At 69.1% G+C, this 388-nt stretch carries 1 pseudogene; it reads left to right on the forward strand.

The features are described 5' to 3' along the window. A pseudogene (tldD, locus tag KYG_RS18710) lies at nucleotides 1-388 on the forward strand (metalloprotease TldD); the annotation flags it as partial.

The raw sequence follows: 388 nt of genomic DNA on the forward strand, positions 1-388 counted from the left end.
GCGTGAAGGTGGCGAGCAGCCTGGCGAGCGGCCCCGGCGGCCATGCGCTGTATGCCCCGAACGACCCGCTCGACTCGATGACGGCCTCCGAAAAGGTTGCCCTGCTCGAGCGGATCGAAAAGCTCGCCCGCGCCAAAGACCCGCGCGTGGTGCAGGTGATGGCCGGCCTGGCCGGCGAGTACGACGTGATGCTCGTCGCACGCAGCGACGGCGTCATCGCCGCGGATGTGCGCCCGCTGGTGCGCATCTCCGTCACCGTCATTGCCGAGCAGAACGGTCGCCGCGAAATGGGCAGCTCCGGCGGCGGCGGCCGCTATGCCTACGGCTACTTCACCGACGAGCTGCTGCGCGAATACGTGGACGAGGCGGTCTCTTCCGCGCTCGTCAA

The sequence above is a fragment of the Acidovorax sp. NO-1 genome (genome assembly GCF_000238595.1).
In the GTDB taxonomy this organism is placed as follows: domain Bacteria; phylum Pseudomonadota; class Gammaproteobacteria; order Burkholderiales; family Burkholderiaceae_C; genus Acidovorax.